Origin of the sequence: Acetivibrio saccincola, from assembly GCF_002844395.1 — a bacterium.
Lineage (GTDB): Bacteria > Bacillota > Clostridia > Acetivibrionales > Acetivibrionaceae > Herbivorax > Herbivorax saccincola.
This window is the reverse complement of sequence record NZ_CP025197.1, coordinates 520,533-545,500: the sequence shown is the minus strand read 5'-3', so window position 1 is coordinate 545,500 and position 24,968 is coordinate 520,533. Positions and strand designations below refer to the sequence as shown.

Annotated in this window: 17 protein-coding genes; 6 read left to right on the top strand and 11 right to left on the bottom strand. The window is 33.2% G+C overall.

Features of this window, described 5'->3' with window-relative positions:
• Positions 1-157 precede the first annotated feature (157 nt).
• The gene (carB, locus tag HVS_RS02455) at positions 158-3,379 is read left to right on the top strand and encodes a carbamoyl-phosphate synthase large subunit (RefSeq protein ID WP_101298899.1); all 3,222 of its coding nucleotides are present in this window, start codon (positions 158-160) and stop codon (positions 3,377-3,379) included.
• A gap of 68 nt (positions 3,380-3,447) precedes the next feature.
• Here the strand turns inward: carB and HVS_RS02450 are convergent, their stop codons facing one another.
• On the bottom strand, positions 3,448-5,754 hold the full coding sequence (locus HVS_RS02450) for a DNA translocase FtsK (RefSeq protein WP_101298897.1): 2,307 nt from the start codon (positions 5,752-5,754) through the stop codon (positions 3,448-3,450).
• 310 nt (positions 5,755-6,064) lie between these two features.
• On the opposite strand from HVS_RS02450, the gene yfbR reads away from it, so the two are divergent.
• On the top strand, positions 6,065-6,667 hold the full coding sequence (gene yfbR / locus HVS_RS02445) for a 5'-deoxynucleotidase (RefSeq protein ID WP_101298894.1): 603 nt from the start codon (positions 6,065-6,067) through the stop codon (positions 6,665-6,667).
• A gap of 5 nt (positions 6,668-6,672) precedes the next feature.
• Here the strand turns inward: yfbR and HVS_RS02440 are convergent, their stop codons facing one another.
• From HVS_RS02440 to HVS_RS02420, 5 genes are all read right to left on the bottom strand, one after another.
• Entirely contained in the window at positions 6,673-9,051 is a 2,379-nt protein-coding gene (locus HVS_RS02440) for a transglutaminase-like domain-containing protein (RefSeq protein WP_101298892.1), read from the bottom strand.
• A gap of 31 nt (positions 9,052-9,082) precedes the next feature.
• Positions 9,083-10,360, bottom strand: coding sequence for a DUF58 domain-containing protein (locus HVS_RS02435; RefSeq protein ID WP_101298890.1), 1,278 nt, complete (start codon positions 10,358-10,360; stop codon positions 9,083-9,085).
• Between the two features lie 19 nt (positions 10,361-10,379).
• Positions 10,380-11,321: an AAA family ATPase gene (locus HVS_RS02430; RefSeq protein WP_101298888.1), complete on the bottom strand. Its 942-nt coding sequence runs from the start codon at positions 11,319-11,321 to the stop codon at positions 10,380-10,382.
• Between the two features lie 39 nt (positions 11,322-11,360).
• The gene (locus tag HVS_RS02425; RefSeq protein WP_101298886.1) at positions 11,361-12,725 is read right to left on the bottom strand and encodes a glycosyltransferase family 39 protein; all 1,365 of its coding nucleotides are present in this window, start codon (positions 12,723-12,725) and stop codon (positions 11,361-11,363) included.
• Between the two features lie 151 nt (positions 12,726-12,876).
• Positions 12,877-13,086 (bottom strand): DUF896 domain-containing protein, encoded by a 210-nt coding sequence (locus tag HVS_RS02420; RefSeq protein ID WP_202861487.1) that lies wholly within the window; start codon positions 13,084-13,086, stop codon positions 12,877-12,879.
• A gap of 383 nt (positions 13,087-13,469) precedes the next feature.
• On the opposite strand from HVS_RS02420, the gene HVS_RS02415 reads away from it, so the two are divergent.
• A complete protein-coding gene (locus tag HVS_RS02415; protein ID WP_101298883.1) occupies positions 13,470-14,660 on the top strand; it encodes a 3-phosphoglycerate dehydrogenase family protein in 1,191 nt (396 codons plus the stop codon).
• A 153-nt stretch (positions 14,661-14,813) separates the two neighbouring features.
• Here the strand turns inward: HVS_RS02415 and HVS_RS02410 are convergent, their stop codons facing one another.
• Entirely contained in the window at positions 14,814-16,052 is a 1,239-nt protein-coding gene (locus tag HVS_RS02410) for a putative glycoside hydrolase (RefSeq protein ID WP_101298881.1), read from the bottom strand.
• A 366-nt stretch (positions 16,053-16,418) separates the two neighbouring features.
• Here HVS_RS02410 and HVS_RS02405 point away from each other — a divergent pair, with 366 nt between their 5' ends.
• Positions 16,419-18,857: an ATP-binding protein gene (locus HVS_RS02405; RefSeq protein WP_101298879.1), complete on the top strand. Its 2,439-nt coding sequence runs from the start codon at positions 16,419-16,421 to the stop codon at positions 18,855-18,857.
• A 20-nt stretch (positions 18,858-18,877) separates the two neighbouring features.
• Here the strand turns inward: HVS_RS02405 and HVS_RS02400 are convergent, their stop codons facing one another.
• Both HVS_RS02400 and HVS_RS02395 read right to left on the bottom strand, forming a co-directional pair.
• Positions 18,878-19,099, bottom strand: coding sequence for a hypothetical protein (locus HVS_RS02400; RefSeq protein ID WP_101298878.1), 222 nt, complete (start codon positions 19,097-19,099; stop codon positions 18,878-18,880).
• Positions 19,100-19,179: 80 nt separating this feature from the next.
• On the bottom strand, positions 19,180-20,154 hold the full coding sequence (locus tag HVS_RS02395) for a hypothetical protein (RefSeq protein ID WP_101298876.1): 975 nt from the start codon (positions 20,152-20,154) through the stop codon (positions 19,180-19,182).
• Between the two features lie 130 nt (positions 20,155-20,284).
• Between HVS_RS02395 and HVS_RS02390 the strand changes: the two genes are divergently transcribed.
• Entirely contained in the window at positions 20,285-20,974 is a 690-nt protein-coding gene (locus HVS_RS02390; RefSeq protein ID WP_101298874.1) for a response regulator, read from the top strand.
• Positions 20,975-21,111: 137 nt separating this feature from the next.
• Positions 21,112-22,224, top strand: a complete 1,113-nt coding sequence (locus HVS_RS02385; protein WP_101298872.1) for a response regulator transcription factor — start codon at positions 21,112-21,114, stop codon at positions 22,222-22,224.
• A gap of 207 nt (positions 22,225-22,431) precedes the next feature.
• Here HVS_RS02385 and HVS_RS02380 read toward each other — a convergent pair whose 3' ends face one another.
• Positions 22,432-23,799 (bottom strand): citrate/2-methylcitrate synthase, encoded by a 1,368-nt coding sequence (locus HVS_RS02380; RefSeq protein ID WP_101298871.1) that lies wholly within the window; start codon positions 23,797-23,799, stop codon positions 22,432-22,434.
• A 33-nt stretch (positions 23,800-23,832) separates the two neighbouring features.
• Positions 23,833-24,888, bottom strand: a complete 1,056-nt coding sequence (locus HVS_RS02375; protein WP_157942958.1) for a peptidylprolyl isomerase — start codon at positions 24,886-24,888, stop codon at positions 23,833-23,835.
• Between the last annotated feature and the right edge of the window lie 80 nt (positions 24,889-24,968).

Here is a 24,968-nt window from a genome sequence, read left to right as displayed (position 1 = left end):
CATATTTTTTAAATTCCCTTTTATAATAAGTTGGAATTTAGACTCTTTAAAATAAATTAAAATTTCTAAAAAAAATACTGTTTCTTTATGTAACTTAGTGTATAATGGTTAAGAAAATAATTTATTTTAAATTATATATAAGTAAGGAGTCAATAGTATGCCAAAACTTAGTGACATTAACAAAATAATGATTATTGGTTCCGGTCCTATTATTATAGGCCAGGCCTGTGAATTTGACTATTCTGGAACCCAAGCATGTAAAGCCCTCAGAAACCTGGGGTATAAAATTGTACTGGTAAATTCAAATCCTGCAACAATTATGACGGACCCTGGCATTGCAGATGCCACCTATGTGGAACCGTTAAATTTAAAAAGAGCAACGGAAATAATTGAAAAAGAACGTCCTGATGCCCTGCTTCCCAACTTAGGGGGACAATCAGCTTTAAACTTGTGTTTAGAACTTTCCAAAGCAGGGGTTTTAGAAAAATACGGCGTTAAGGTAATTGGTGTTCAGGTGGACTCCATAGAGCGGGGAGAAGACCGTATAGCCTTTAAAGAAGCTATGAACAAGCTGGGAATTGAAATACCCAGAAGTAAACCGGCATATAGTGTTGAAGAAGCAGAAAAAATTGCTATGGAGCTAGGCTTTCCGGTTGTAATCCGTCCTGCATACACCATGGGCGGAACGGGAGGCGGTCTGGTATATAATTTGGAAGAGCTGAGGGTTGTAGCCGGACGTGGTATTGCATCCAGCATGATTGGACAGGTATTGGTGGAGGAGTCTATATTAGGATGGATAGAACTGGAGTTGGAAATTGTCCGTGATTCTAAAAACCAAATGATAACAGCATGCTTCATTGAAAATATCGACCCGGTAGGGGTTCACACCGGGGATTCATTTTGTTGTGCACCTATGCTTACGATAAGCAAGGATGTTCAAAAAAGACTTCAAAAATATGCATATGATATTGTGGAACACATGCAGGTAATTGGAGGTACCAATGTCCAGTTTGCCTATAACCCTGAGACAGACCGGATAGTGGTTATTGAAATTAATCCAAGAACTTCCCGCTCCTCTGCACTGGCGTCTAAAGCTACTGGATTTCCCATTGCTTTTGTATCTGCTATGTTGGCTGCCGGGTTAACTTTAGATGAGATTCCCTATTGGCGGGACGGTACACTGGATAAATACACCCCTTCTGAAGATTATGTGGTTATTAAGCTTCCTCGCTGGAATTTTGAAAAATTTAAAGACGCAGAAGATAAACTTGGTACCCAAATGAAAGCAGTGGGAGAAGTTATGAGTATTGGTAAAAATTATAAGGAAGCTTTTCAAAAAGCTGTACGTTCCCTGGAAATTGGCCGTTATGGATTAGGTTTTGCCAAAGATTTTAATAAGCGTTCTTTAGAAGAACTTATGCAAATGTTAGTAGAACCTACCAGTGAACGCCAGTTTATTATGTATGAAGCTTTGAGAAAAGGTGCTACAGTGGATAAGCTTCACAAAGTAACCGGCATTAAACACTGGTTTATTGAACAAATGAAAGAAATGGTTTTATTAGAGGAAGAAATTTTAAAATATAAAGGCGATACTCTGCCTGATGATTTACTAATCCAAGCTAAAAAGGACGGTTTTTCCGACCGCTACCTTGCAATGCTTTTGGATGTACCTGAAAAGGAAATTCGACAGCGCCGTGTATCCTTAGGTGTAGTTGCCGGTTGGGAGGCTATTCCTGTAAGCGGGGTTGAGAATGCTGCTTATTATTATTCATCATACAATGCACCGGACAAAGTTCCTTCCTCAAGCCGCAAAAAAGTAATGGTATTAGGAGGCGGTCCTAACAGGATAGGACAGGGAATAGAATTTGATTACTGCTGTGTACATGCAGCTTTTGCCCTCCGTGATATGGGTTATGAAACAATTATTGTAAATTGCAACCCTGAAACGGTATCTACAGACTATGACACTTCCGACAAATTATACTTTGAACCTCTTACAGTTGAAGATGTCCTCAGTATTTATGAAAAAGAAAAACCTTTAGGAATTATTGTTCAGTTTGGTGGACAAACCCCTTTAAATATTGCTGAGGAATTAGAAAAGGCAGGAGCCAAAATTTTAGGTACCCCCCCTGAAGTCATTGATCTTGCAGAAGACAGGGACAGATTCCGCCAAATGATGGATAAACTGGGGATACCAATGCCTGAATCCGGTATGGCAAGCAATTTGGATGAAGCCCTTGCTGTGGCAAACCGCATCGGTTATCCTCTGATGGTACGTCCGTCATATGTACTTGGGGGACGTGGAATGGAAATTGTCTATGACGAGGAAATGTTAAAGACATATGTATCATCTGCAGTTGGTGTTACTCCTGAAAGACCTATTTTGATAGACAGGTTTTTAAGCAATGCCATTGAAGCTGAGGCTGATGCTATAGCCGACGGGGTAGATGCCTTTGTTCCTGCAATAATGGAGCATATTGAGCTGGCCGGAATTCACTCAGGAGATTCTGCCTGCGTTATTCCTACAATAAGCATTCCCGAAAAACACCGTGAAACCATTTATGAATATACAAGCAAAATAGCTAAAGAACTTAAAGTGGTTGGGCTTATGAATATACAATACGCCATTTCTGATGACAAGGTATATATTTTAGAAGCAAACCCCCGTGCTTCAAGAACAGTACCCCTTGTATCAAAAGTATGTAATGTTTCCATGGCAAGTATTGCCACTAAAATAATGATGTTAAATGAAACAGGTGAAAAATCAAACATTAGTACTTTTACTCGCAAAGAAATACCTCATTTCGGAGTTAAAGAAGCCGTGTTCCCATTTAATATGTTCCCTGAAGTGGATCCCCTTTTAGGTCCTGAAATGCGCTCTACAGGGGAGGTATTGGGAATAGCTGACTCTTTTGGTCTTGCATTCTTTAAATCACAGGAAGCCACACAAGTTCCCCTTCCTACATCGGGAACAGTGCTGATAAGTGTAGCAGACCGGGATAAGGATGCTGTACTGGAAGTTGCAAGAAAATTCTCAAAACTTGGGTTTAATATTAAAGCTACTAAAGGAACCCATCTTTTCCTTAAAGAAAACGGTATAGATTCAGAAGTGATAAAAAAACTTAATGAAGGACGACCTAACATTGTAGACGGAATTATGAACAAAGAAATAAATTTAGTTATAAACACCCCCTCCGGCAAACTAAGTAAATACGATGACTCCTATATACGTAAAGCAGCAATAAAATATCATACGCCTTATATTACCACCATTACTGCAGCTTTGGCCAGCGCCAAGGGAATAGCTGCCTATAAAGAAAATCACGGAAAAGGCGGCGGGGTAAAATCCCTCCAAAGTTATCATTTAGATATTAAATAAAATTAATAAAATTAAATAAAAAAATGAGCCTTAAGGCTCATTTTTTTATTTAATTTTATCTGCAAATTTTATAATTTCCTTTCCTCCCACTGATTTTTGGTAATTAACACCTTCCTGGGCTTACTTCCTTCAAAAGGCCCTACAATCCCCTGTTCTTCCATTATGTCCAATATTCTTGATGCCCTTGAATATCCTAATTTAAACTTTCTTTGTATCAGTGAAGTAGATGCCTGTCCCTGCTCAATAACCATATCTATTACCTGGGGCAATATCTCATCATCAAAGCCATCCCCCTGCCTTACCGGTTCTGCCTTACTTTCTATTTCTTTTAAAATATTTTCATCATACCGGGCAATTGCTCTTTGTTTAATAAATGAAACTACTGATTCCACCTCTTTGTCAGTTATCAAAGCCCCTTGAACTCTTACAGGCTTTGACATTCCCAAAGGACTAAATAACATATCCCCTTTTCCTAAAAGCTTTTCTGCCCCTGCCATATCTAATATCGTTCGGGAATCAACCTGGGAGGAAACTGCAAATGATATCCTTGAAGGAATATTGGCTTTTATAACACCTGTTATTACATTTACAGAAGGTCTTTGGGTTGCAATTACCAGGTGCATTCCCGCAGCCCTTGCCATCTGGGCTAATCTGCATATACAATCTTCAACATCATTAGGAGCCACCATCATAAGGTCAGAAAGCTCATCTATAATTATTACTATTTGTGGAAGGGGCTCTTCTCCTTTTTTTGTCATTATGTCGTTATAGCCTTTTAAATCCCTTACACTGTTTTCTGCAAAAAGCTTGTACCTGTTTGTCATCTCCTGTACTGCCCAATTTAATGCCCCCGCTGCCTTCTTAGGATCAGTTACCACCGGGATTAAAAGATGTGGTATCCCATTATATATTCCTAATTCTACCATCTTAGGGTCTATCATTAAAAATTTCACTTCCTCCGGAGTAGCCCTGTATAGCAAACTGATTATCAATGCATTTATGCAAACACTTTTACCCGACCCGGTAGCACCTGCAATGAGTAAATGAGGCATTGAGGCAATATCTGCTATAACTGATGTACCGGCAATATCTTTTCCCACTGCAAAAGCAAGTTTTGAAGGATAATTTAAAAATTTATGGCTTTCAATCACTTCCCTTAGCAATACCGGCATAACCTTTTTATTCGGGACTTCAATACCAATAGCCGATTTCCCTGGTATGGGCGCCTCTATTCTCACACTAGGTGCAGCAAGATTTAAAGCAATATCATCTGTAAGATTTACAATTTTACTGACTTTAACCCCATAATCAGGCTGAAGTTCATACCTTGTTACTGACGGCCCTTTACTTATATTTATAATTCTGGCTTTAACCCCAAAGCTATTTAGAGTATTAATGAGTTTTTCAGCATTTTTCCTGGCATTAAATTTTGCTAATGCATAATTTTTTCCATAATCAGGTTTTTCTAATAAGTCTATTGGGGGATACTGTATATCATCCGGCATATACCTTTCTGCATTAGCTTTTTCTATATCAACTGACACATCACCTTTTTCATTTGCCTCTTTCATAACGTCTGATATGTAATCTTTTCTATAGACTTTTTCTATAACATCTGATGCGTCACCTTTTTCATTTGCCTCTTCCATGACATCTGATGCATCATCTTTCTCATTTGCTTTTTCCATAACATCTGATGCATCATCTTTTTCGTTTGCCTCTTCCATAACATCCGGTACAGCATCTTTTTCATATACTTCTTTCATAACATCTAGTATGCTGTCTTCTGCATAAACTTCTTCTACATCACCTAGCCTATCATCTTCTTCCCCTTCTTTTATGCTGTTTTCAATTTCTTCCTTTTTTATTTCTGCTTTTGTATTATCAATAATTCTCCTGAAAACAGAAGCCGAATAATCAAGTGCTTCAATCCAATTATGCACTTTTTCCCTAAGCTCCTCATCTTCATCTTTTAAAAACGGTTTTTTATTCCCTGAAGAAAGCTCTTCCTCATCCCTCTCTATAATAAAATTTATGTTTTTGTCATCATACCTTTTTAACCTGTAATTTCTTTCTTCATTAAAAATATCATTATTTTCATTGTAATTTACTCTTAGGTCACTGTAATTGGGTTTTAGATTCTTATATTCAGTATTTTCAAGTTTGCTTTTAGCAGTTTTTTTAACAGCCTTTCTTTGCATATTTAAATAAACCGGCAATAACACAATAATAGCTAAAAGCAGAATTCGTAAAACAGTACTTTTAAATATAAAAACTGCTCCCATTAACAAAAGTTCAATTAAAATAATAAAAACACGCCTTTTTTTTGTTTTATTGTTTTTTCTTTTGTACATTGTTTTTTTCTCAGATGCCATAAGACCAGCTACCACCTTTACTCTATCATAGGCAATTTGGGGAATGTAGTTAAAAGACACTATAAGTGCTGTATTTATTTTCTACAAAAAAATACATAAACCCTAGTATAACTATACCACAAAATTTCATCATCCTCAATTACTGATAAATACCTTTTTTTAGCAGATAAAATAAAAAGCATATTTAAAAATTACATGCTATAATAATCTATGTAAATTCTAATTAGTAATTATATTTTTAATTTTGTTTGCATTAATTTTATCAACGCTTTTTTAAACTTATCATTATAAGGGAAGGACTGATTTTAATATGAAAGAAAAACAAAGCAAAAAAACAAATTCTTATAACTTCATGGCTTTTTTATCAAGGCTCAAATATATAAACCGCTGGAGCCTTATGAAAAATACCTGTACAGAAAATATTGCCGAACACAGTCTGCAAGTTGCAATGATTGCCCATATCCTGGCTGTAATTAAAAATAAATATTTTAATGGAAATGTAAATGCTGAAAGATGTGCACTTTTGGCTCTATATCACGATGCAAGTGAAACAATAACCGGAGACCTTCCCACCCCCATTAAATATTTTAATCATGAAATGAGAGAAGTTTTTAAAAATATAGAAAATAAGGCAAATGAAAAAATTATTTCTATGCTCCCTGAAGACTTGCAAGATGTATACAGGGATATTTTTACTCAAAATGACGGGGAAGAGTGGATTTTGGTAAAAGCAGCTGACAAAATTTCTGCATATATAAAATGCATTGAAGAGGAAAAATCAGGCAACAACGAATTTAAAGAAGCAAAAAAATCATTATATTCACACATATCAAAACTAGGACTTTCAGAAGTTGACTTTTTTATGGAAAAATTTGTACCGGGGTTTTATCTCTCCCTTGATGAATTGAAATAAAATTTTTAAATAAACATTGATTTTAATTTCCCACTATTCCTTTTTACATGCTTTTTAATTTCTTTAAAGGTATCCACCCCTCTTTTTATATCCTCCCTGGCAGGTTCTATTCCTCCATATTTACATTTATTAAAACTATGTACAAAACTATATATGTCTATGTTTTGCTCCTTTAAAACCCTGGCTGCATAGCTCAAAGGGGTTTCGTGTTTTTTTATACCTGAGCCGGTCTTTTTTAAAACAAAGTTTATTTTTTTAAAAATACTTTCAAGGGCTTTTTTCCCATCGTACTTATAAACTCTCTTTTCCCATATCCTATATTTAACATAAATAAATAATCTTACAAATATCCAAAAAACAATAATCAAATATGGTACCAGCAAAAGTTTTATCCACAAAGGTGCATCTAAAAAGACAGTCCAAATATAAGAAACCATAGCCTTTATCTTTTCTGCCATATTTGACAGAAACAATATAAATTCACTATCGCTTTCATCTGAAACAGTGGGTTCAAATATCATCCACCCATAACCCGCTATATATACTTCCGGAAATGCATGACCGTGTTTTTCCTTTACAACATATTTCCCTGTTTCTTTATCCAGTTCCTTTGCAACATATCCTTCCACATACCTTGCAGGAAGACCTGCAGCCCTTGCTAAAATAACCATTGCAGTTGCATAATGAACACATATCCCTCTTTTGCTTTCAAAAATAAAGAAATCAACATAATCCCTTGTATTGGGATTTTTGGGAGGAGCTAAATCATATACATATCCTGAATTATGAAAAAACTGTTCTATTGCCAAGGCTTTTTCATAATCACTGGTTTTTCCTGCAACAATTTTTTCTGCCAATGTGTATATGCGTTTTGGCAATTTCTCTGGAAGACTGGTAAAATTATCATATGCAATATTCATCTCTTCTATAATTTCATCCAGTATCATTTTCTCTTTGGCAGTAAAATTGGGGTTTCCTTCCCGGTATCTTAAAATTTCAACACTCTCATTTTCTTCTAAAATATAATCTTTGTACTCTAATAACAAATTCACCATTTCTTTATTTAGTAATCTCATAATTTGAAACTGTTTTGATGAATAAGGTAAGTCTTTAGAGACATAATTGAAGCTATACCTGTCATATGTGTAAGAGCTTTCTTTTTTATCTAAAAAACAAAAACCAAGTTCATTTTTATATACTTTTTTGCCTCCAATAAGTTTTACATCTGTCACTCCGTCAGTAGTCACAAAAATCCATTCTATAGGATAGTTTGACTCAATGACTGCTTCCCGTTCTTTGTTTGAAATTAAGGTATACCTTTTGCCGGCAGCAATATCAATTAATTTATCAAGTCTCCCGTCCACCCCTTCTACATGTTCTAACCTTTCAAAAAACCTTACAATGGCATCTATTTTCATAAGCCTTGTAATATTTTTATCTAATTGATGTCCTTCTGTTAAAGATTTGTTTTCTAATATCCACCGGTTTTTCTCATATTTATCCCAGCTTCCGTTTTTTAAATAAAGGGGTTCCTGTGCTTCAACTTCAAACAATACATTTTCCGTTAAGGGGGCAGTAAGTGCACCAATATACCTGTTTCCGCCATAATCCATAGGATTAAACAATCCTAAAAGTTCTTCGTTTTGTATTATATTTTGAATTGCAAAACTTCCTGTCTGTATAGCCTGGCTTATTACCCTGTCTAACTCTGCAAGTTTAGGCTTTGTATTGGGTTTTGGAAGTAGTATGGAAAAAAATACAGGAATTAAAACGAAAAAGGTAATTGAACTAAAATACCATTTATTAATTTGAAATAAACCTTCATTGTGACTAAAAGTACTATCCCTTCTGGTTTTGTCTATATACAGCATAAAAAATAAAACAAGAAAAATTACAAAAACAATTCCAACACTGTTATCTACATTTGTAGACTGAAACAGAAAAGAAACAATACTGATTAAAAAAATGGAAAATATTCTAAACCGTATACATGTAAAATAAAAAACAGTGCATGCAAAAAAATACGTTGCCAAGAGTGTGGTCCCATAACAAAATCCTGCAATATCAGGTATGATCTCTCCGGAAGTAACCTTTATAAACCATATAATAAAGTCTGACCGGTATGCAGCCTGGACTTCCCCTATAATGGCAAAGCTAACACCTGCATAAATAAAGCTTACCAGGATAAAAAGCACTCCACCTTTTATACCTTTGCCTTTTAAATATATGCATACAGTAAATAAAAAAACATTTGTCAGTAGTATAATTACAAAAATTTCTATCATAAATACGCCAAACAAAGAATTCATTGACCAGTAAGCGGCTGTAACTGAAAACAAAAAAGGCAGTATATAATTTTTATAATCTTTTAATTTGTCCTTCATGGCATAATCACCTTACACAAAGTAGTAAAAATTATAAAAAAGCTTTATTAAGGTCCTCTCTAACATCTATCACCCAAAGATTATCCAGCATCATTTTTGAATACAAAACATCTCTTTTCTCGCTTTTATTGTCATTAAAGCCCTCTACCATCACTAAATTTACAGCAGCTCCGGAACTTAGAAGTTTACTAATTTCATTTGCCAAAATATCATCTTCCGTTCCTGTAAAAATAACGGTGTCGCCAATTTGAGAGTGGCGTTTATCCCCATCCCGGGTCAAAATATCTATAGATGGGATTCTGCTTAATTCAGGATCTGAAGACTTCCTGAACTCAAAATGTGCAAGTTTGTGCTTAAGCCACGAAATGCTTTTTTCATCTTTGAGAGAGTATTTATTCCATTTATCTCCTTCAAGGAGACATATGTCAACTTCTTTTCCAAATGCAGCATTGATATTTGCTATTGCAATTACCCCTTCAAGTATTTTTTCTTCAATCATTAAAATTTTTTCTGTATTTTGTTTTTTTTCATCTTTTAGTGAATCTCTCTCTATTTCTGCTGCATTTATATATGGATCTATAATAAGAAGTTTTTTGCCGGTACTGCTTCCTTCATTTTTTCTAACCATTAAAGTTTCATACTTGGCAGAAAGCTTCCAATGTATTTTCTGCAAAGGATCCCCAGGTACATATTCCCTAAATTCATACCCTGGCTCGCCGCTCCATACTAAAAGGCTTTCAGACGGGTTTTCCGTATCTTCTTTTACATTATTTGAATTCCTAAGTATTTTACTGCTGGGTTTAATATTAATAAGCTTAGGGGTTACCACTATCTCCCCGGTACTTTGCTTTTTCCTGTCTTCTTTTAAAAGAGGGATTTTAAAAAAACCCATATAATCTTTTAATACAACGTTTTCTACACCTATCTTGGCTACACCTCTGTATTTTGCCTTATATTTAACCGTTATAGTTTTTGATTGCATAGGTCTTAAAAAAATGCATATATTACCAGGATGAGAAATATTAAGATTTACCGGCTCAACAAAGGAAATAATTAAAAATGGGACAGGAAAAACAGATTTATTTTTTATAGTCAGGTTAACATCCGCTATAGCATCTCTTTCAAGTTCCCCACTTGGTATTTGAAATAAAATCTCAATTTTAGACTTTACAGGGTATGTAAAGATTGCAGAAAACACAGGCACGAATATAAGGGCATATAACATCAATATGCTGGATTCCCCGGCAAGTATATAATTATATAAAAATACAAGTACTATTATTAAAAAATACACAAAAAACTTAACCATAGCAACATCCCTTAATGCATTATTGTGCCAGCTCTAAAACAGGAACTTCTACATTTAAAAGCGCTTCTTTTACAACATCATCAGAAGTTATATTATTCATCTTTGCTTCCTGATTTATAATTATCCTGTGGGACAAAACAGGTATAGCCATTTGCTGTATATCATCAGGCAAAATATAATCCCTTCCGTTAATATATGCCCAAGCCTTTGAAGCCCTGTACAGACTAAGACTTCCCCTTGGACTTCCCCCTACAACAGCGTATTGGTTTTTTCTTGTTTCATTTACAATATCAATGATATATGATTTTAAAGAATCTTCTACTTTAACTCTTTTTACTTCTTCTTGTAATTTAAGTATATCAGAAATACTGCAAACAGGTTGTAATTCATCCAGGGGATTTTCTGCCCCAAATCTGTCAATTATAAGTTTTTCTTCATCTTTTTCAGGATAGCCTATGGACAATTTTATAAAAAACCTGTCCATTTGTGCTTCCGGCAATGGGTATGTTCCAAAACTTTCAATGGGGTTTTGAGTTGCCAGCACCATAAAAGGTTTAGGCAGCGGGTAAGTTTTTCCATCCACCGTTACTTGATACTCTTCCATTATTTCTAATAAACTGGATTGGGTTTTAGGTGAAGCCCGGTTTATCTCATCTGCCAACAAAAAATTACACATAGCTGCACCTTCCCTATATTCAAATTCCCTTGTGGAAGGATTGAACATTGAGAAACCCATTATGTCCGAAGGCATTACATCGGGAGTAAACTGGATTCTGTTAAAAACACCGTTTACAGAACGGGCAAGACATGCTACAATCTGGGTTTTCCCAACTCCAGGAACATCTTCTATTAATACATGACCGTTGTTTAATAGTGCCACAAGAAAGTGTTTTAGTACAAATCTCTTGCCTACTATGACTTTTTCCATATTATCCAGCAGTTCTTTCACTCTTTTATTCACTGCCAACACTCCTGATTCTCTTTATTTTTAAAAGCAATTTTAATAAACCCCGCCTTGAAGAAAAGATATAGTGTAATAACCTAAAAAAACAAGGGATGTAAATGTAAGTGCAAAATCCATATATTTGCTTTTCCGTGACATAATAGCAATTAATATGTGTACAGGAAACAGACAAAGGAGGTACCTTCCCCCGCTTATCAGCCAAGTGGTGGAATATATCATAACGGTATATAACAACATATACAAAATATATGACCCCCGTACTTTTCTAAATGCATATATCATTAAAAGCACCACTATAAAAATTAAAGCCAGCTGGGGAAGCCATATGGAAACTTTAGTAAGACCGGAATAAGACTCCCTTGTCATATAATCAAAATGATATTTTAATGTATCATGTATTAAATTAAAATTATGATGCCAGTATGAAGACTGGTGTTCAAGAAACTTAAACCAACTACCTGTTACAAGTTTATTCAAAGTAAGATATGCACCAAAACCTAAAGGTATGGGAATAATGTATGTAAATTTTTTCAAAAATTCAATAAAGAGTCTTTTTTTGTTTTCTAAAGCATAGCGTATATTTTGGATTTTTAAAGACATAAGGACTTCAACAACAGCCGGTGCAAAAAGAATAATTCCCTGGTTTTTTGTAACGGCTGATAAAAAACCAAAAAAACCTGCCAGAAGCCAATTGTTTTTTCTTAAGTAATAAAAGCACATAATTGAAAGCATCATAAAAAGACTCTCGGTATATACTATTCCAAAGAAAAAGGAAAAAGGAAAGATTAGCATATATTTCACTGCTGCAAAAGCCGTTTTGTCATCAAAATCTATACTCACTAATTTATACAAGTAATATGAAGCAAAACAATTACATACATTGGATATAATTATCCCTGATAATATAGAATTTTGGGTAAAAAAGTTAAGAATCTTCATTAGAAAAGGATACAGGGGATAAAAAGCAATAAAAATCTTAGCCGTTCCTTCATTAACATACCAGTTTTCAGCTAAATATATATAATGGGGCGAATCCCACCTTACCCATAACTTTTCAAAGCTTTTAAAAAAACCTTGCATATCTCCTTCATTAAAATAATTCCAAAGAAAAGCAAACATAAAAATAATTAACCTTGAAAATAGCGTTATGGCAGCAATAGAAAAAAACAGCTTTATATTTTTTTTTTCTAATTTATTAGTGGGAATTTTCTTTAAAAAGTTAAATTTTTCACCGAAAGAAGATATATTAGATAAAAACTTTTTATTAACCTCTGTCAGGGCGTTTAAATTAATAAGTCCTGCCTCTTTAAGAATCTTTATAACTACAAAAACACCTATAAGAACTAAAGATATTGTAATTGTATATATATATATATCTGCAAAAAAACTGCCAGCATTCATTTTAATCCCCCTTTTTTATGCACATTTTCATTTGAAAATATTTTAAAATTAATACATTTTATACAAAACTGTCGGATTTAGCTTTAAGTAAAATAACACACTGTACATTAATGTCTAACATAGCAAATTGTATCACTTTTTTAATGTAAAATCAAATACCTTTAGGCTTAAGAGGCTTCCTATTTCCATCCTTGTCTACAATAACTACAGAGCTTAGAGTGTTTTTAAAATTTACCCTGAAATTTTGTAAATATTTCTGCCTCAAAAGTTTTTGTTCTTCTTTTTCTTTGTCTGTCAATCCCTCCGCAGTTTTTGACTTTCTTGCAAGTTGATTTATCCTCTCTATTAAATCCTTATCCAAAATAACCCTCCTCTTTAATTTTATACGTCATTTTAGGTAAAATCTTGTGTCTCAAGATTTTTATGACTTTCATACAAGTTCTTTGTAATTATTAAAAAACAAATTACAAACAAAAAGCTTATTACAATATAACTATTATAATACATATTCATGGACTTGTATATTCAATTAGGTATATTTATCATTTTTAATAATATTTTAATAATAAAAAGTTCGTTAAACTATTGACAATCTCATTAATTTGTTGTAAATTTCAAATATATACTTAAATATTCGTATGTTTATATTATAACATAAATTTATATTTAAGAAGAATAGTATGTGAGAGGCTGCAATTTTAATTTAACAGCTATAAAATAAAATTTTATGGGTAGGTGAAAAAAATGTTTACTATTCAAACTCTAGACAAGATTTCAGCAAAGGGTTTGGAGCTTTTTCCAAGGGATCAATATGAAATAGCAACTGAAATTTCAAATCCTGATGCAATAATTTTAAGAAGTACTAAAATACACGATATGGAGCTGCCACCTAAGTTAAAAGCAATAGCCAGGGCTGGTGCCGGTGTTAACAACATTCCTATAGACAAATGCACAAAAAAGGGAATTGTTGTATTTAATACTCCGGGAGCTAATGCAAATGCAGTTAAAGAACTTGTCCTTGCAGCTTTACTTTTAGCTTCAAGAAAAATCCATGATGGAATATCATGGGCTCAGTCCCTTAAAGGAAACGGGGATCAGGTACCGGCACTTGTTGAAAAAGGAAAATCCCAGTTTAAAGGTCCTGAAATTAAAGGAAAAACACTTGGGGTAATAGGACTTGGCGCTATAGGTGTAATGGTTGCTAATGACGCTTTAGCACTTGGGATGAATGTAATAGGCTATGACCCTTTCATCTCAATAAATTCTGCGTGGGAACTTTCAAGTAATGTTGCAAAGGCTTCAAGCCTTGACCACTTGCTTTCCGTTTCAGATTACATTACAATCCATGTGCCTTTTAATGAAAACACAAACGGTATGATAAATAAAAACACTCTAAAAATCATGAAAAAAGGCGTAAGAATATTAAACTTTGCAAGAGGCGGATTAGTTGACAACAAAGATATTTTAGAAGCTATTGAAAACGGCAAAGTAGCATGCTATGTGACAGATTTCCCGGAAGAAGAGTTGTTGGGAAATGAACGTATAATAGCTATTCCCCACTTAGGAGCTTCTACTCCCGAGTCTGAAGAAAACTGTGCCCTTATGGCTGCAAGTCAACTCAGGGAGTTTTTGGAAAAAGGAAATGTACGGAATTCTGTTAACTATGCTAATTGTGAGCTTCCTTTCTCCGGTGACACTAGAATAATAAGTGCTCATGATAATATTCCTAATATGTTAGGTCAAATTACTACAATACTGGCACAAAACAATTATAATATTGCAGATATGATTAGCAAAAACAAAGATAAAACCGGCTACACAATAGTAGACGTTAATGGAAAAGTTTCACCGGATATAATTGAAAAAATTAAAGCTGTTTCAGGAATAAACATGGTAAACGTTATAGATATATCAAATGGCAAAAATTCAGATTAAAATTATGTTAAATTAATAAATATCTCTCTGACCGTAGATAAAAAACCGTCCAATGTATAAAGCAATTGGACGGTTTTTAATATTTCATCTTTTAATACCCGGATTTAACGCTTGTAATTATCAATTTTTAATTATTAATTTTAATTGTAATTTTTAATTATCAATTTTTTCATAAGCATCTTCACTGTAATTGTTAAATGGATCCCAGAAAAACCATTCTTCAAACCCTGCATCATAAACAGCTTGTATTTGCTGTTTTGCCTGCTCTGTACCGTACTTCTGGTAATTTCCCTGTTCTATCCAGGAAGCGGTAAAATCCTGTAAAAACGGCCTTATAATAGGTGTGTGTCCTTCCACCTTTTCATACCTGGATTTTGCCTTTAGAAGGGTATTTAAAACCACTCCGTATGGATCTAAATCCGGCTTTGGAAATACTACTCCATTAATAGATTGCCCCAGAGCATAGTGAGAAGGATATATCATGGGAGATATATAATCCAGGTTCTCCCCAATAAGCTCAAAAACCTGTCCTATACCTTCTGTATCCCCGGTAGTCTCACAAACAATTGCAAATATATCACCGGATAGTATTTCACCTTTCAGCTCCTGCCTTGCATATGCTAAAAAATCATTTATAACTTCAGGTGCTTCCCTGTCATCTTTACTTTCAAATACCATTTCACTTCTTCTTCCATCCGGAAATCTTATATAGTCAAATTGTATTTCATCAAATCCCCTGTCCAATGCCTCCCTTGCAATATCTATTGCATACTTCCAGCACTCTTCATTATAAGGATCAATCCAGTTTGTTCCATTAAATACATACAATCCCCCGTCTTTATTTTTTATAGCATACTCAGGTTTTTTTTCTGCAAGAATGGGATCTTTAAAAACCACTATTCTCCCAATAGCATATATATCATTTTCTTTTAATTTTTGTGTAACTTTATCAATATCAAACCTAACTTCAACTGCTCCTATTTCATGTGCCAATGAGACATTTGAATTGTACCCTACTGTACCGTAGTCATTTTTTAAATCTATAACATAAGCATTTATTTCAGTGGTTTTTGCAAGTTCAATATAATGGTCTAACCTTGCCCCGGCTGTAGATGCAGTTAAATATAGCCCTCTGGCTTTAACTCTTTTTTTGTGCCCGTTATTAAATGGGGTACCGTCTCCTTCCTCTTCTGCCACTTCTTCCTCTTCCTCAATTTCTTCAAAATCATCTGTATTTTCCTCTTCATCACCTTGAGTTCCCGGCGTCTGGGTTTCTTCAGTCCGGATATCCGGGTCTTCTGTACCGGTATCTGAATTACATCCGACAAACACCATAACTAGAACACTAACTATAACCAATAGCCAAATTCTTTTTGCAATAGTTTTTTTCATAAAAAACGACCTCCTGTTGATTATTAGATATTAAAAAATGCCCTAAAAAAATAAATACGGAGATAAATATAAAGATTGCTGTATAAACTACCAGTGTAAATATTTTAAAAACTATTATAAACTGCAAAAAATAACATAAATCTACGAAAAGTACTAAGAATCTATAAAATAAAATTTACAAAAGAACAATTTACATTTAAACTTTATCAAATAAAAAAGAAAAATGCAATAATCCAATTTATTCTGTAGAAAAATATTTTGACACACAGTCTTTATGTATATATAATTTAATTATTAATCAATATTTATAACTGCCCTAAATATAATATGCCTATAAATAAGCGTACTAAACAGGAGAGATAAATAATGAAGTGCAGCTTTAAAAATATTTTAACCTCATTGCTTTTATTTTTTATTCTTTTTGCCTTTATACCTGTTTATTCCACTTCCTCTGATAATAATGCTAACGGCCAAAATACACACATTACTGATTACAATGCTTACACTACTTTGAATGAAAACTGGCAGTATCATATAGGCGATTTATTAGCAGAAAGCCTCAGTCTTTCCCCTGAGTCCCCGGAATATAATCTGAAGTGGAATAATATTGAAAATATATCAAGCTATATACAAAGACCTAAAAATTGCAATACTGTCTGGCTCAGAATAAAAATACCCGAAGCCGGCTGGCTGTCTCCGGCAATTTATTTTGAGGAAATTTATGGTGAGTCCATTTCAGTATACATAAACGGAAGGTTTATTTTTGACAACAGGAACTTGCATTCAAACACTGACAAAAATTCTTTCATTGTCCCCCTTATTCCTGACGACTACGGACACTATTTATATATACGGATATCTTTGGATTTATATCACAGATTTGGACCTGTCAAAAATGTATATTTTGGGGATTATAAAAAAATATCTTCCTTGTTTTCAAAAAAGGGATATGTCAGTGAAGTAATTGGGTTTTCATTGATTTTTTTGGGTATAGTTTTGCTTATAGCTGCATTTCTTATTGTAGGTCTCAGTAAAAAAATAGTTATCTCCCTGTGCCCTGTATTAATATGTATGGGGCTTGTGTATATTGTACAATTTTCTAATTTTATAGAAAAATTCCCTGAATTTGATTGGGTGTATGATGGATATTTTAGTATTCTGGTATTGGGCTCCTTATTTTCAATAACTTATTTTTACAAGCAAATATTTGGGGAAGGATACAAAAAAATAATCAATATATCTCTGAAAATAAATATAATTGTACTCTTTATAATGTTTTTGCATAAAATAGATGTCATTATACTAGGTTACCACCCTTATGTTTATCTGCTTGGAGGATGGTCATTAATCAGCATGATAATACTTGTAGCAACCGCTATATATAATTCTTACAAAGGAAACACCGATGCCAAAATATTTATGGCCGGTCTTTTTGGATTTGCAGGTATTCTCATCGCTGAAATGTTCGTATTTTTATTTTATTCCAATAATTATAGGTTTTCACTTTTTCAGTGGGGTATTCTTATTTTTATATTTTCACAAATAATTATTTTAGCAAGAAAAATCACTTCTCTTCACAATAAAACTATTCTTTATTCAAAGCGGCTTGAAAAAAAGAATGCCCAATTGGATTTAATGTGGAATGAAGTTAAAAAATCCAGGGACAGGCTTGCTGAATTGAATAAAACTTTAGAAGATAAAGTTCTTGAAAGGACCCGCCAGCTTAAAGAGGCAAATACTGAACTTACCTTACTTAATGAAGAATTACATGCCTCAAATATAGAACTTATTGAAACTTTAGAAAAGCTGAAAAGTACCCAGGAACAACTGATAAAATCAGAAAAAATGGCGGCGTTAGGTCAGCTTGTTTCCGGAATTGCACATGAATTAAATACTCCTTTAGGGGCTATACAGGCATCCATTAATAATATGGAAGGATATATTGAAAATATCATCAACTCCCTGTCCGGCTTTTTAACGGTTGCTACACCTGAAAAAATTCAAATGCTTTTATTCCTTATTAAAAATTCAAAAAACAATAATATTTATATTTCCACAAAAGATGAACGGAAGCACAAAAGGGCTATTTTAAAAGAACTAAACCAGCTGGGAATAAAAAATGCACACAAATTAGCAGAACAGCTTACGTCTTTAGGTATATCAGATTATAAACCATACATTAAAATTTTAGAAAACCCTGAATTGCACGTAATAGTGGAAGTAGCCTATTTAGTGACAAACCTTAAAAATAGTTCACACACTATATCATTAGCCGCAGATAAAACCTCTAAAGTTGTATTTGCACTAAAATCTTATTCCCACCAAAGCAATTCAACTGACAAAGAAGATACAGATGTAATTCAAACCATCGAAACTGTACTTACAATATATAATAATAAAATCAAGCCAGAAGTGGAAGTTGTAAAAAATTATTCTGATATCCCTAAAATTAAATCCAATGCCGATGAACTTACACAAGTGTGGACAAATATAATTCATAACGCCCTTCAGGCAATGGAATATAAAGGAGTACTTACAATAGATACAACTGTAAAAGACAACTGTATAGTTGTGTCAATTACCGATTCAGGTCCCGGAATTCCTGACGGCATAAAGGATAAAATTTTCCAGCCTTTTTTTACAACCAAACCTTTAGGTGAAGGAACCGGACTAGGTCTCGATATTGTAGCCAGAATCATCAATAATCATAATGGAAAAATTGAAGTGAGCACTGAACCTGGCAAGACAACCTTTTCTGTTTATATTCCAATAAATAAAACACTTGATGATAAAAGCACTGGTTAAGATTTAAATGCTTTTGTTATTTACCAGTTGTAGTCCCCTCCGGCAGGTGTATTGCCTGAATACGGTATTACAATATAGAATAGGTTTGGTTTTTCTTCAAGAACTATTATTTCGTTATTCCCTGTAGATATGCCAAATTCCCTTTCAATGGTTTTGTTAGGTTCTTTTAATAAGTTTCGCTTAAACTCTTCATCAGAAACAGCCCTTTTTATTATCTTATCCCTAAGCTCTTCTGCTTTCATTTTACTGCCTCCTTTTCTTATTGATTACTATATACTGTTATGTTTTTTAATGACGGGTAAAATGCCAAGCAGCCCTCACTTCAATTGCTTTTATTGAAAATGTTTTTATCAACCCAGTTAAAAAAACCGCCTAATTTTACTTCCTTCCTTCTTTCTAAATAAATTTCCATTTGAGACTTCATAAACTTCAATATACTGTCATTAAATTCTTTTATATACATGTTTTTATCCCCTATTATTAAGTCTAATTTGTGGGAATTTTTAACTAAGAGCATATATAAATCATTTAACAGGCTTCCAAAAATCATCTCTTCTTTTACATCAAATTCCCTTATATCCTTATAACACTTTAACTTCCTCTTTTTTGTAAATTCCTTGAGTAAAATATTACCATTACCTCTTTTAAGGTCTTTTTTCCAATCTATGTAGTCATCTGCCACCTGAAGTGAAAATAAAACCCTGTCAACCGCCTTAAAATACATATCCAGTAATTCTTCCTTTTTAGCTAAAATACAAATTGCCGCCACAGCAATTTTGATAAGCTCTGCTTTACCTGAAATTAAAGACACCATTTTATCACTATCCAGTGGCATACTATTGTTTATATTTATTTTTTCATCTAAAATAAATTTGCTCCACTTTTTCATATAAAAATTATAATAATCCCATATCTTTTCATACCCCTTAAAAACTTCCCTGTAAATGGACATAAATTCTGAAAAGTATAAATTTCCAAGTATTATCATTATAGGAATATCCTCATCCTCTATTTCCCTGTCAATTATGTCATCTTGTATAAATGCAAATAACATCATAAATATGTTTGCAACGGTTATTTTTATACATATTTCTTTTTTAAGATGGCATTTGTCATTTATCCAAAAGGAAAGTAAATAGCATATATAATTTTTTGAAGCATTTTCTTCAAATACATTATATCTTTTAAGGTTTTTTAGTCCTGCATCATTTAACCCTTCAGGATATTTTGATATAATTTCACGGCATATTTTAAATACTTCTTTTAAATCATTATAAAAATCATAAAAAAACCTCATATTATCGATATCCTTTCATTTTTCTACGTTTTTACACCCATTTTGGTCATTTCTATTTAAATATTTGCAAAAATATTATATAATTATATCGGTAGTTATTATTTATAATTAATATTTTTGGAGGGATTTAGTGAATTGTGAATTCTCCAACAATTCTGCAATTATTTTAGTAGATGATGAAAAAATTGTTTTAGACAGCTTAAAATCAGAATTAGCAACGTATATTGATGATAAATATACTATTGAAATTTCAGAAAGCGGTTCAGAGGCTCTTGAATTGGTAGATGAGCTCCTAAATGAGGGTTATGATATCCCTGTTATTATTTGCGACTATATAATGCCAGGAATGAAAGGCGATGTCTTACTCAGCAAAGTTCACCAAAAATCTCCGGATACATTTAAAATATTGCTCACCGGACAGGCTGTTCTTGAAGGAGTAGCAAATGCAATAAATAATGCAAATCTTTACAAATATTTTGACAAGCCTTGGGACAAAGAAGAACTAAAAAAAGCTGTAATTGATTCTTTAGAGTTGTATCATATAAAAAAGAAGCAGCATAAAAACTTACAATTTCTTTCCGGCAAGGAAACGCAAATAAAAGAGAAAATACAAAAAACAAAAAACTCTCTTATAGAGAAGCAATGCCTGAATCCTGAGGAAGCAAATAAAATTATAGCGGATTTAAACACATTAAAAGAAATGTATACAACAGTGTTAAAACTAAAAAATATGATTAATTTGTGCGATGCTGAAAAAATATCCGGTATTGAATCAGAAGTAAACAAGCTTAAAGATATGTTAAAATTGGTGGAACAATAATTCAAAAATATTAGTTTGTCTTTATATTAGCCTCTGTTTAAGCTATAATATATTATTTGAAACTTGTATGAAAAGATTGGGAAAATTTGATTATATTTTTCCAAAGTAAATAATATTTATTGGATGGAGATAGCATTATGGGAATTCCGGTTGTTTTGTGCGTGGATGATGAAAAAATAGTTCTTGACAGTCTTAAAAAACAACTTGAAGTTAAATTCAACTACGCTTTTCAAGTTGAAACTGCCGAAAGTGGTGAAGAAGCATTAGAACTCATAGAAGAGCTGATGTCTGAAGGCAAGGAAATTCCTGTAGTAATATGTGATTATCTCATGCCACATATGAAAGGTAATGTATTGTTTAAAAAGATAAAGGAAATTTCTCCTTCTACTTCCTGTATATTGCTTACAGGTCAGGCAACCCTTGATGCAGTAAAAGACATGGTTAACAGCGGAGTAATAAACAAATTTATACAAAAACCCTGGGATATAGATTTATTATCTTCTCTAATTGAAGATATTTTTCATAAAAATGCATCTGATACTAATAATGAAAGTTGTAATAACTCTGAAATATCCTCCATTAAATCCTATATAAAAAATGCTTGTGAAAAAATTAACTCTGCACTTATGACTATACAGCAAAATATTGAAGCCATTAAAAAAGTAAGCAAAGAATTGCCTGTAGATGATTTAAATACCTCTACAACAGTTAATGATTTTTATTCTAAAACTTCTAAAGTTCTTGATAATATTTTATCAGAATTTTTATTAATTCAAAAAAATCATAAAGTGTTTCCTGAAAGGGGTTCCGGTTCGGATACTGATAACGACGACATGGAACTTATTTATGATTGTATTTCAAATCTGATGGAAAGAGTAAGTAATATAGAAAAAAAGCTCTCTTTGTGCAATGAAAAAATTATTGCATGGAAAAATGAAGAAATGTTTATCCTTAATATACATGATATTGTCTATTTTACATCTGGAAAGAGATGCGCTGTTGCAGTAACAAACAATGACCAATACACCGTAAAAGAGACTTTGGACTTTTTAGAAGACCAATTAAAAGACTCTAACTTTTTCAGATGCCACAGATGCTATATTGTCAATATAAATCACATAATAAAGCTGACCCCTTGGTTTGGCTCTACCAGTTATGTTGCTAAACTAAAGGGCTTAGAAGGCGATATCCCGGTAAGTAAAGCTAAATTTAGAAAACTAAAAGAATTACTTGGATTAGAATCAAAGTGATTCTTTTAGTTCCTCAAAATCAAAGATGTGAAACATTCATTTCACATCTTTGACAAATCTACTGGAATTGTTTTTGTTTAATTTATATCGCCGTACTTATATTATATTATATTATATTTATTTTTTCCTGTACTTAAATGTGCTTGAAATGTACAAAATCCGTCCTCAATGGAATTATTTTTGCAGTATATTTGATTTAGGCTGAATTTACCTTTTGTCTATTTTTACATAATCCCTTCTTTTAGCAACACTTTTGTATGCAGGTCTGATTATTTTCCCTTTGTTTGACAATTCTTCGATTCTATGAGCACTCCATCCAACCACCCTGGAAATAGCAAATATAGGTGTGTATAGTTCAGGAGGAATACCTAACATTTTATATACAAATCCGGAGTAAAAATCTATATTTGCACTTACTCCCTTATATATTCTTCTTATCTTTCCTATCACTTCAGGAGCTATCTTTTCCACTTTTGAAAACAAATTAAATTCATCTTCACATCCCTTGCTTACTGCAAGCTTAGAAGCATATTCTTTAAGTATCACTGCCCTGGGGTCCGATACAGAATAAACAGCGTGTCCCATTCCATAAATCAAACCCGATTTGTCAAAGGCTTCCCTCTTTAAAATTTTATCAAGGTAGTTTGCAATTTCTTCATCATCATTCCAGTCTTTAATATTTTCTTTAATATCTTCAAACATCTGAACAACTTTTATATTAGCCCCGCCATGTTTTGGACCTTTAAGTGAACCTAATGAAGCTGCCATAGCAGAATAGGTATCTGTTCCCGTTGAAGTTACCACGTGAGTTACAAAAGTAGAGTTATTTCCCCCTCCATGTTCAGCATGAAGTACAAGGGCAAGGTCTAAAACCGACGCCTCTAGCTTTGTAAATTTACTGTCCGGTCGCAGCATATGTAAAATGTTTTCTGCAGTGCTAAGGTCTTCTCTGGGGCTGTGAATAAAAAGACTTTTGTCACCATGATAGTGAGAATAAGCCTGATACCCATATACAGCCAGCAAAGGAAAACGTGCAATCATCTGGATGCACTGCCTTAGTACATTTTTAATAGAGGTATCATCTGGCATATCATCGTAACTATATAATGCCAGCACACTTCTTGAAAGGACATTCATTATATCCTTACTAGGTGCTTTCATTATCATGTCGCGTACAAAACTTCTGGGAAGTTTTCTATAACTTGCTAGAAACTCCTCAAAAGATGCCAGCTGCCTTCTGTCAGGCAACTCACCAAATAATAACAGGTAGCAGGTTTCTTCAAAACCAAAACGCCCTTCACTGGTAAAACCCTCTACCAAATCTGCAATATCTATCCCTCTGTAAAGCAGTCTGCCTGGAACCGGTACCATTTCATTTTCATCAATAATATATGAATGTACTTCACCTATTTTGGTGAGTCCTGCAAGCACACCTCTACCATTGATATCTCTCAATCCCCGTTTTACATCAAATTTGCCATATAATTCAGGGTCAATAGCGTAGCTTACCTCAGCTAATTCCGACAACTCATTTAACATCTCATTATCATAAAAGTCTTTTACAGGTATCGTCATAAATTGTACCTCCTAATTATCTTTTAAAGAATATTATTCTATCATATTAAGGGAGTCTATTAGTTCCTGATTAATTGTAAAGTCTTCTTCTTTCCACTGTTTTAATCTTTTTTCAAACTCTTCCTGCTGCAAAACATACTTAATTCCCTCTGAAGCAAAATCAAAACCATGTTTTTCACTAAGCTTAAGTATCATAAAACCTGCAGGTACTTCCAACATGGTAAGTTCACCTACACTTGCACTAAAAGCCCACTCTTTTAAGTCCTCCCTGGCATTCTTTCTGGAAAAAGTAAGCTTATTGCCATATAGCTTTACTTCCGGGTCCTCATTATATTCCTGAGACAAAGCATCAAAATCTTCACCATTTTGAGCCATATTTAAAACATTTTCAGCCAACTTTCTCTTTTCTTCTATTTCTTCTTCCGTAAGAGGATCTTCATCAGGGTACGTTTCTGTGAGAATTAAAATATACTTTATAGTCACCATTTCAACTTCATCAATATTTTCGTTATAGTATTTTTCTATGTCCTCTAAAGGAATTTCAATGTTTTTAACAGCTTCTTTTTTATATTTTGCTGAAAGCACAAGTTCTTCATTTATCTTTCTATAGTCTTCTAAACTCATGCCAAAATTTGTATTAAGTGTAATTTCGGCAAGGTGCTCCCCTCCGTTTGTTTCAATATATTGTCTTAAAAGTTCATCTATTTCCTCATTATCTTCCTCATCTAGCTGGATATTTTCTTCTTTTGCTTTACTGATTAATATCTTCATTTCTATTAAGTCCTCTAAAGACTCCTTCTTTATTACGTCTTCCCTTTTTTTACCTTCAAACTCTGTTTCCCAAAACTCTTTTACCTGCTTTTTATCTGTCCTGTCTACATTGGCATCTTCTTCCCACACATTTCTTATATGATTAAAAACAAATCTTAACTCCGGTACTGTTATTTTTTCACCTGCAACTTCTGCTATAATGTTGTTTTCATCCACTTTTTTATTCTCGTCCCCATCAGTCTTTTTATTTGAACATGAAACCAGAGAAAAAGTAATAACAGTTAATAAAATAAAACTTATAAATTTACTATACTTCATAATAACCCCCGCAATATTTATTAATTTTCTTTCTTGCATAAATTTCTTTCTTTTTTAACAACAACTTAATAAATTTATTA

What these genes read in the sequence shown, in the direction of transcription:
- carB (WP_101298899.1), top strand. Translation starts at nt 158, where the DNA reads ATGCCAAAACTTAGTGACATTAACAAAATAATGATTATTGGTTCCGGT.
- HVS_RS02450 (WP_101298897.1), bottom strand. Translation starts at nt 5,754, where the DNA reads ATGGCATCTGAGAAAAAAACAATGTACAAAAGAAAAAACAATAAAACA.
- yfbR (WP_101298894.1), top strand. Translation starts at nt 6,065, where the DNA reads ATGAAAGAAAAACAAAGCAAAAAAACAAATTCTTATAACTTCATGGCT.
- HVS_RS02440 (WP_101298892.1), bottom strand. Translation starts at nt 9,051, where the DNA reads ATGAAGGACAAATTAAAAGATTATAAAAATTATATACTGCCTTTTTTG.
- HVS_RS02435 (WP_101298890.1), bottom strand. Translation starts at nt 10,360, where the DNA reads ATGGTTAAGTTTTTTGTGTATTTTTTAATAATAGTACTTGTATTTTTA.
- HVS_RS02425 (WP_101298886.1), bottom strand. Translation starts at nt 12,725, where the DNA reads ATGAATGCTGGCAGTTTTTTTGCAGATATATATATATATACAATTACA.
- HVS_RS02415 (WP_101298883.1), top strand. Translation starts at nt 13,470, where the DNA reads ATGTTTACTATTCAAACTCTAGACAAGATTTCAGCAAAGGGTTTGGAG.
- HVS_RS02410 (WP_101298881.1), bottom strand. Translation starts at nt 16,052, where the DNA reads ATGAAAAAAACTATTGCAAAAAGAATTTGGCTATTGGTTATAGTTAGT.
- HVS_RS02405 (WP_101298879.1), top strand. Translation starts at nt 16,419, where the DNA reads ATGAAGTGCAGCTTTAAAAATATTTTAACCTCATTGCTTTTATTTTTT.
- HVS_RS02400 (WP_101298878.1), bottom strand. Translation starts at nt 19,099, where the DNA reads ATGAAAGCAGAAGAGCTTAGGGATAAGATAATAAAAAGGGCTGTTTCT.
- HVS_RS02395 (WP_101298876.1), bottom strand. Translation starts at nt 20,154, where the DNA reads ATGAGGTTTTTTTATGATTTTTATAATGATTTAAAAGAAGTATTTAAA.
- HVS_RS02385 (WP_101298872.1), top strand. Translation starts at nt 21,112, where the DNA reads ATGGGAATTCCGGTTGTTTTGTGCGTGGATGATGAAAAAATAGTTCTT.
- HVS_RS02380 (WP_101298871.1), bottom strand. Translation starts at nt 23,799, where the DNA reads ATGACGATACCTGTAAAAGACTTTTATGATAATGAGATGTTAAATGAG.
- HVS_RS02375 (WP_157942958.1), bottom strand. Translation starts at nt 24,888, where the DNA reads ATGAAGTATAGTAAATTTATAAGTTTTATTTTATTAACTGTTATTACT.